Source organism: Actinomadura sp. KC216 (assembly GCF_004348535.1).
GTDB lineage: Bacteria > Actinomycetota > Actinomycetes > Streptosporangiales > Streptosporangiaceae > Spirillospora.
The window spans coordinates 23367-29802 of the sequence record NZ_SMJX01000079.1; the positions used below are offsets into that span (position 1 = coordinate 23367).

A 6436-nucleotide genomic window follows, 5' to 3' on the forward strand; every position below is an offset into this window, starting at 1 on the left:
GGGTGACGTGCACGATGCCAAGGCCAAGCCCGAGGATCCGAAGGCCGAGGCACTGAAGGCGCTGCGCACGCTGGACGGCGAGGCCGGGCTCCAGGAGATCGGGCGGCTGGCCGCGCTCCTGCGGGAAGCATGGGACCGTGACCGTGACCGTGCGAGCGTCCATATCGGATCGGTCGCGATGTTCGGCGACGAGGTCCAGATCGGTGGCGATTTCAGCGTTGGGGCCCATAGGACCCCGAGGCGTACCGGATCACATGACGTCGTCCAGATCGGCGAAGAGACCGTCCTCGCCCATCGTGGCCGCTATGTCCGGCCGCCCCGCTACGCCGAGGCGGTCCGCGGTCTGCGCGACCATCACCTGGTCGTCATGGCGGTGGCCGCGGGGACGGGCCGCGAGGCCGCGGCGATCAATCTGCTGTCCGAGGTGCTCGCCGATGCCGCGCACCACGACGGCGCGGACGGCGCCGGCGATGGCGCGATCTATGAGATCAACGGCGACACGGCGGTCGTCACCAGCGGCTGGACGCCCCCGTTCCCCCGCGCCGGATACATCCTCGACGTGGACCGCCAGGCGACGGATCGCGTCTCCCTTCCGGCGGACGTCCTCGACGCGGCGTGGATCGACGGCACCGCACGGCACGTCCGCGCCGCCGGGAGTTTCTTGGTCGTCCTCACCGGCCCACCGCGCGGCGCCCTGCTGGAGGCCGCCGGCTCGCAACACGTGCTGACCTCGCTGGGCGAGGTGGATCCGGTGGACATCATCGCACGCCACGTGCTCCGCCCGGATCCTGAGCCGGCAGTGACGGAGGAGCTGCGCCGCACCCTGGCCGCGACGGGCGCCTTGGATCTTCTCGCCCGGCGCTCGGAGCCGCGCACGGCGGTCCAACTCGCCGCCGCTCTCGCCACGGGCGGGACCGAGGGCCTGGCCGACGCCGTGCGCAGGCTGGGCAACCCGGCGGCACCGGTGCACGCGTGGTTCGGACGGCACCGGACGCCTGAGACCGTCTGCTTCGCGCTGGCCGTGGCCACCCTGGAGGGGGCAGGTTACCTCGCGGTCTCGGACGCGGCGGTGGACCTGTACCAGATGCTCGCTCCCGAGGCTCCCGACCCTCAGGACCTGCGTTTCCATGAACGGCTCGGCACCGACCACACCTGGATCAAGGTCATGTCCGACGACTCCGGCGAAGGCGTCGCCCGGCTCGGAGCGCCGTCTCGCGTCCGGTTCGCCGACGAGCATCTCCAGGACGCGGTACTGGAATACGCCTGGCTTCGGCTGGACGGCTATCGGTCGGTGTTCCTGCGCTGGCTGCGCCGGTTGGCCGACCACCGCGACATCGAGGTGCGGGCCCGCGCCGCGGTGACCGCCTCGCTGATCGCGCGTCGCGACCTCGACCACGCCCTGCACCGTTTCCTGCGTTCGTGGGCGGGCGGGGAATCCTGGACGGCGCGCGAGTCCGCCGCTTCCGCGCTGGGTCTGGTCGGGGGTGCTCCCGGGTTGGCGGAGGACGTCTGGCGGTTGCTGGAGTCCTGGGCGGCGGAACGGGGCGGGCCGTTCCAGAACCGGCTGAGACGGACCGCCGCCGGTGCCGTGGGCGGCCCGCTCGGTGTGGAACGGCCGGAACGCGCGCTGGACCTGCTCGGCCAGGTGCTGGACGACGAGGAGTGGGGCGGCCTCGTCGCGGTCAGCCGAAGCATGCTGCAACTGGTCGTGCTGGGCCGCGAGACCGAAGTGCTCGGCGCCCTGCTCGAATGGTCCCGGCCGCAGGACGGATCCGTTTTCGTGGCGCAGGCGCTGACCGTCTTCGTCTTCCTCGCGTCCTCACCCGTCCCGTGGACGCGCGTGCCCGACAGAAGGGCCGATCGCCCGCTGCTCGTCGCCGACGCCGGGCGGCACCGGCGGCAGATGGAGGAGCTGTGGGCCCGCGCACTGGCCCGCAAACCCGCCCAAGAGCATGCGTTGGAGACGCTGCGCGACTTCCTGGACCTCCACGCCGACCGCGATCCGGTCGCGCTGGACGCGATCCGGACGGTACTGGCCGGGGTCGTCGCCCGTGGCGGCAGGCACCGGCAACGACTCGACTGGTACCTCGGCACATGGGCGGCGGACCGGGAGCGGCCGTCGCGTTCCGCCGCCGCAGTGCACCAGGCCCTCGATCTCCGGAGGTGACACGCGTATGGACCCGCGAAGGAACTACACCACCTATGACCCCGTCCTGGAGCAGCGGCCGATTCCCCTGATCCGGGTGTTCAACCCGCTACGCGCCCCGGCGCCGGGAACCGCCCTGGTGCTGGTACCGCACGAGGGCCACGCGACGACCATCCGACATGGCGAACCCGTCCCCGATGCCAGGTACGGCGTGCACCAGTACAGCGTCCTGGTCGACCTGGCCGAGCACCGGCTTGCCTTCGAGATGCCGCTGGTCAGCCGCGATCCGGGCTTCGTCTTCCGTGGTCGCGTCGTGGTCGGCTGCCGGGTGGGGGAGCCCGCAGTGGTCGTGGAGCGCGGGATCCGCGATGTCGGCGCCACGTTGTACGACCCGATCAGGCACATGCTGCGGCCGGTGGCCAGGCGATTCGACATCTCCGCCTTCCACGAGGCCGAGGAGACGCTCAATCAGAGGCTCGCCTCGTTCCCCGGCGACTCGGCGCTCCGGCTGCGCGGCTCCACGGTGGAGCTGCTGCTCGACGACGACGAGATCGTCAAGGCGGCCCGGGACTACCGCGACGTCCGAAGGAGAAACCGGCTGGAGGGGATGCGCCGCGACGAGCATCTGGAGTGGATGAACCGGCACGGGGTCGAGGGATTGCTGGCAGAGATCATGGAGCGGGACGGGCCGCGGGCGGTGCTGGACTGGATCAATCGGGCGGAGGCCGACGAACGCAGGGAGCTGTTGGACACGCTGAGCAAGCTATTCAGCCGAACCGGAGTAGACCGTGAACCGTTCGACCACATCGAGGCCGAGCGGGAGGTGGTGAACCGCATCATCGGCGGCCCGAACGTCGCCTTCGGCGGGACACGCCCCAGGCGCGCACGCGACGTTCCGCCCCAGGATCTGCCGCCGGCGTCCGTGCCTTACAACGATGACGACGCGCCACCGCCCCAGTACGGCTATGCATCCGATGGCGCCGACCCGTTCCCGGAATCACCCGTCGGCGATCCGCCCGGTTCCGCTCCGCACGACACCGCCGGGTCACGAACGAGTCGCGTGCGGGGCATACGGCGATCGCACGTCCCGGGGTCGGACGCCGGATCGCGGAACGGCCGAGGTGAGAACCGGTGAGGATCGCGGCCACCACCGAAGCCGACTCCGGCCGGGCGATCTGGTACCACCAGGAACGCTCGTTACTGTCGCTCGGTGTCTGGACAGAGCGGCGTCCGGGGCGCGGCGAGGACGCCGAGCCGCTGCTGGTCCACCATGTCCCGACCGGTGGTGGGATCGCCGCCGTCTTCGACGGTGCCGGCGGGGCCGGGGCCGCCGCCGTCGAGTTCCCGTCGGGACGCCGCCGTACCGGCGCATGGACGGGTGCTCGGCTCGCCCGCGCCGCCGCGGAGTCCTGGTTCCACGCCACCGTGGCGGACGATGTGACATCGCACAACCGGAGCGGACACGACGACAGGACGTACGGCGGAGCAGCGGGTGAGGCGACCGAGCTGGAGAAGCACGTGGCCGGGGCTCTGATCCCGATGCGCTCGGCCCGTTCCACCCGGCTCGTCGGCAGCATCCGGCGGGAGCTTCCGACCACTATGGCGGCGGTCCGCTACCGGCGCCGCAGGCGGCGGCTGGCGTGCCGCACCTTCTGGGCAGGGGACTCGCGCGCCTACGCACTGGCGCACGGGACGGGCCTGCAGGCGCTCACCCGGGACCACACGGTCGAGACCGATGCGCTCGACCAGCTCCTCCAGGACCCGCCGATGACCAACATGATCTGCGCCGACCGAGACTTCCGAATAGACCACACGGACACGGAGTTCGATCTCCCCTGTGTACTGGTGTGCGCCACCGATGGCTTCTTCGGCTATGTGGACACGCCCGCGCACTTCGAGTGCCACCTTCTTCGCACCCTTCGGGACGCTCGGGACGTCGCCGATTGGGCCGATCTGCTCTGCGCGCGAGTGACCGCGTACACCGCCGATGACGCCTCGCTGACCATCGTGGCCCTCGGCTACCGCAACCTCGAGCACCTGCAGAGCACGTTCGCTCACCGCACGGATGTCGTCACACGCGCGTATTGGGAGGGCAGCGTCCACCATGACGCACCCGGCTTCTCCGAGTGGCGGCGCCGCACCTGGTCGCAATACCGGACCGGCTATGAGCGACGCATGCCCCCAGCGCATGGGAGGACGACATGAAGGCGGGCGAGGTACTCCACGGCTATCGGATCGTCACCGAGCCGACGAACGACGGCGGCGGCAAGTGCATGTGGGCCTTCGCGGAGCGCGACGGCCACGAGTACTTCATCAAGCGATTCCTCGAACCCAAGCTTCCGCGGGAAGGGCGCGGAAGCGAGGCAAGCAGGCGCGCACGGTTGCGCGAGTGTGCGCTGTTCGAGAATCGACACCGCACGATCATGGATCGGCTCCGCCCCGACATGGCGGGCGCGGGCAACTTGGTGCTGGCCACGGACTTCTTCCACGAGCGCGCCACCTACTACAAAGTGACCGAGCGCATCGACACGGCGTCCATGATCGAACCGCACGCCCTCGACGCCCGCAACCGCCGTGTCCTCCTGCGGACCCTCGCCCTGAATCTGCGGCTGTTGCACCGCCTCGACGTCGTGCACGGCGACCTGAAGCCCACGAACGTGCTGATCCACCAAAGGGCTCTGAACGCGTTCCACACGGCCAAGGTCATCGACTTCGACGACGCCTACCTGTCCGGCGACCCTCCCCCGCCGGATCTGATCGCCGGTGACTCGCGGTACGGGGCGCCCGAATGGGTGCGCTACCTACGCGGGGACGCCGGCACGGGCCCCGCGGACCTGACCACGTCCGCGGACATCTTCTCCATGGGGTTGCTCACACATCTGTACCTCACCGGCTCCCTCCCCGCCTACGACACCGACGACCACGACTCGCCTGCCGAGGCCGTGGACGCGGGCGTTCCGCTGCGCGCCGACATGCGGCTGGCGCCAGGGACGCGCGACCTGATCGAGGCCATGACGGCCGCCGAACCGGAGCGGCGCCCGACGGCGGAGGCGCTCTTCGATGCGTTTCAGGACCCCGCCATGTGCGCTCTGGACAGAAGCGCGGCCACCGCCCGGACGGGCTCGTCACGGATCCGCCGTGGCCTCGGAGCATCGGACGCCGGGACCCCGAGCACCCGGCGCCCCCCGCACACACAGACCCCCGGATCCACCGACTGAGACTCGACAAGGAGGTTCCATGGCCCGCGATGGCCAAGGCAACCTGCAGTACGCGGTCGACATCGTGCTGTGCATCGACGTGACCGACAGCATGTGGCCGGTACTGGAGACCGTGAAGAAGAGCGCCATGTCGTTCCACCATCGGCTGAGCGACGTCATGGCGGAGAAGGGCAAGGCGATCAGTCGGCTGAGGCTGCGAGTGATCGCCTTTCGTGACTTCGGTGACCACGCCGACAGCGCGATCGAGCAGACGGCGTTTCTGACATTCCCCGAGCAGGCGGCCGAGTTCGACATGTTCGTCCGCGGGTTGTACGCCCGGGGCGGCGGTGATCTTCCCGAGTCCGGCCTGGAGGCGCTCGCGCTGGCCATCGCCTCCCCGTGGGAACGCGGCTTGGACCGGCGCCGGCACATCATCGTCATGTTCACCGACGCACCCGCGCACCCGCTGGGCGACCCGCGGTCGCGGGCCGCCCACTCCTACCCGGCGGACATCCCTGCGAGCATGGACGAACTCTTCGAACACTGGGGCTACGCCAGCAGCACGACGGCGTTGATGGAGAACTCGGCCAAGCGTCTGGTGCTCTTCGCGCCCGACATCGCGCCTTGGTCCGACCTCGTGGAGGAGTGGAACCAGACCCTGCTGTTCCCGTCCACGGCCGGCGAGGGGCTGGAGGAGTTCGAGATGGACGAGATCATCAACACGATAGTGAACAGCCTGTGATCGGGCGCCGCCGCAGACGAGGCCGGAACGCGCCGGCGTCGGGGTCCGGCTACGATCCCGCGCCTGACACGGCGGACTGGATAAGTTTCCGTCCGGGCCCGGACACCGAGGCACTCGTGGACGTGCTGCAGACACGCCTCCATGATCCGATCGCCGAACACCAGTCCGAGGAGGTCGATGCGCATGACCACCGCTGAGCCTTCACCCGAACCACCACCGGAGGCCAACTGGCGGTGCCTGCGCTGCGACGTCTGGAACGTCGCCGAGACGGCCGCCTGCATGGTGTGCGACACCGAATATGCGATGGCCACGGACGAGACCACGCTGATCCCTGCGCCGCCGCGCCAGGAC

The 6436-nt window shown here is 70.1% G+C and carries 5 protein-coding genes; all 5 read left to right on the forward strand.

The window, feature by feature from the left end:
• Positions 1-7 precede the first annotated feature (7 nt).
• From E1264_RS16245 to E1264_RS16265, 5 genes are read left to right on the forward strand one after another with little or no spacing between them, the layout of a single operon-like run.
• Positions 8-2167, forward strand: a complete 2160-nt coding sequence (locus E1264_RS16245) for a hypothetical protein (protein ID WP_132174260.1) — start codon at positions 8-10, stop codon at positions 2165-2167.
• A 7-nt stretch (positions 2168-2174) separates the two neighbouring features.
• On the forward strand, positions 2175-3281 hold the full coding sequence (locus E1264_RS16250; protein ID WP_132174262.1) for a hypothetical protein: 1107 nt from the start codon (positions 2175-2177) through the stop codon (positions 3279-3281).
• On the forward strand, positions 3278-4351 hold the full coding sequence (locus tag E1264_RS16255) for a hypothetical protein (RefSeq protein ID WP_207935955.1): 1074 nt from the start codon (positions 3278-3280) through the stop codon (positions 4349-4351). Before E1264_RS16250 ends, E1264_RS16255 begins: the two co-directional genes overlap by 4 nt.
• The gene (locus E1264_RS16260; RefSeq protein ID WP_132174264.1) at positions 4348-5364 is read left to right on the forward strand and encodes a lipopolysaccharide kinase InaA family protein; all 1017 of its coding nucleotides are present in this window, start codon (positions 4348-4350) and stop codon (positions 5362-5364) included. The genes E1264_RS16255 and E1264_RS16260 overlap by 4 nt, the downstream gene beginning before the upstream one ends.
• Before the next feature lie 19 nt (positions 5365-5383).
• On the forward strand, positions 5384-6085 hold the full coding sequence (locus E1264_RS16265; protein ID WP_132174266.1) for a vWA domain-containing protein: 702 nt from the start codon (positions 5384-5386) through the stop codon (positions 6083-6085).
• Positions 6086-6436 lie beyond the last annotated feature (351 nt).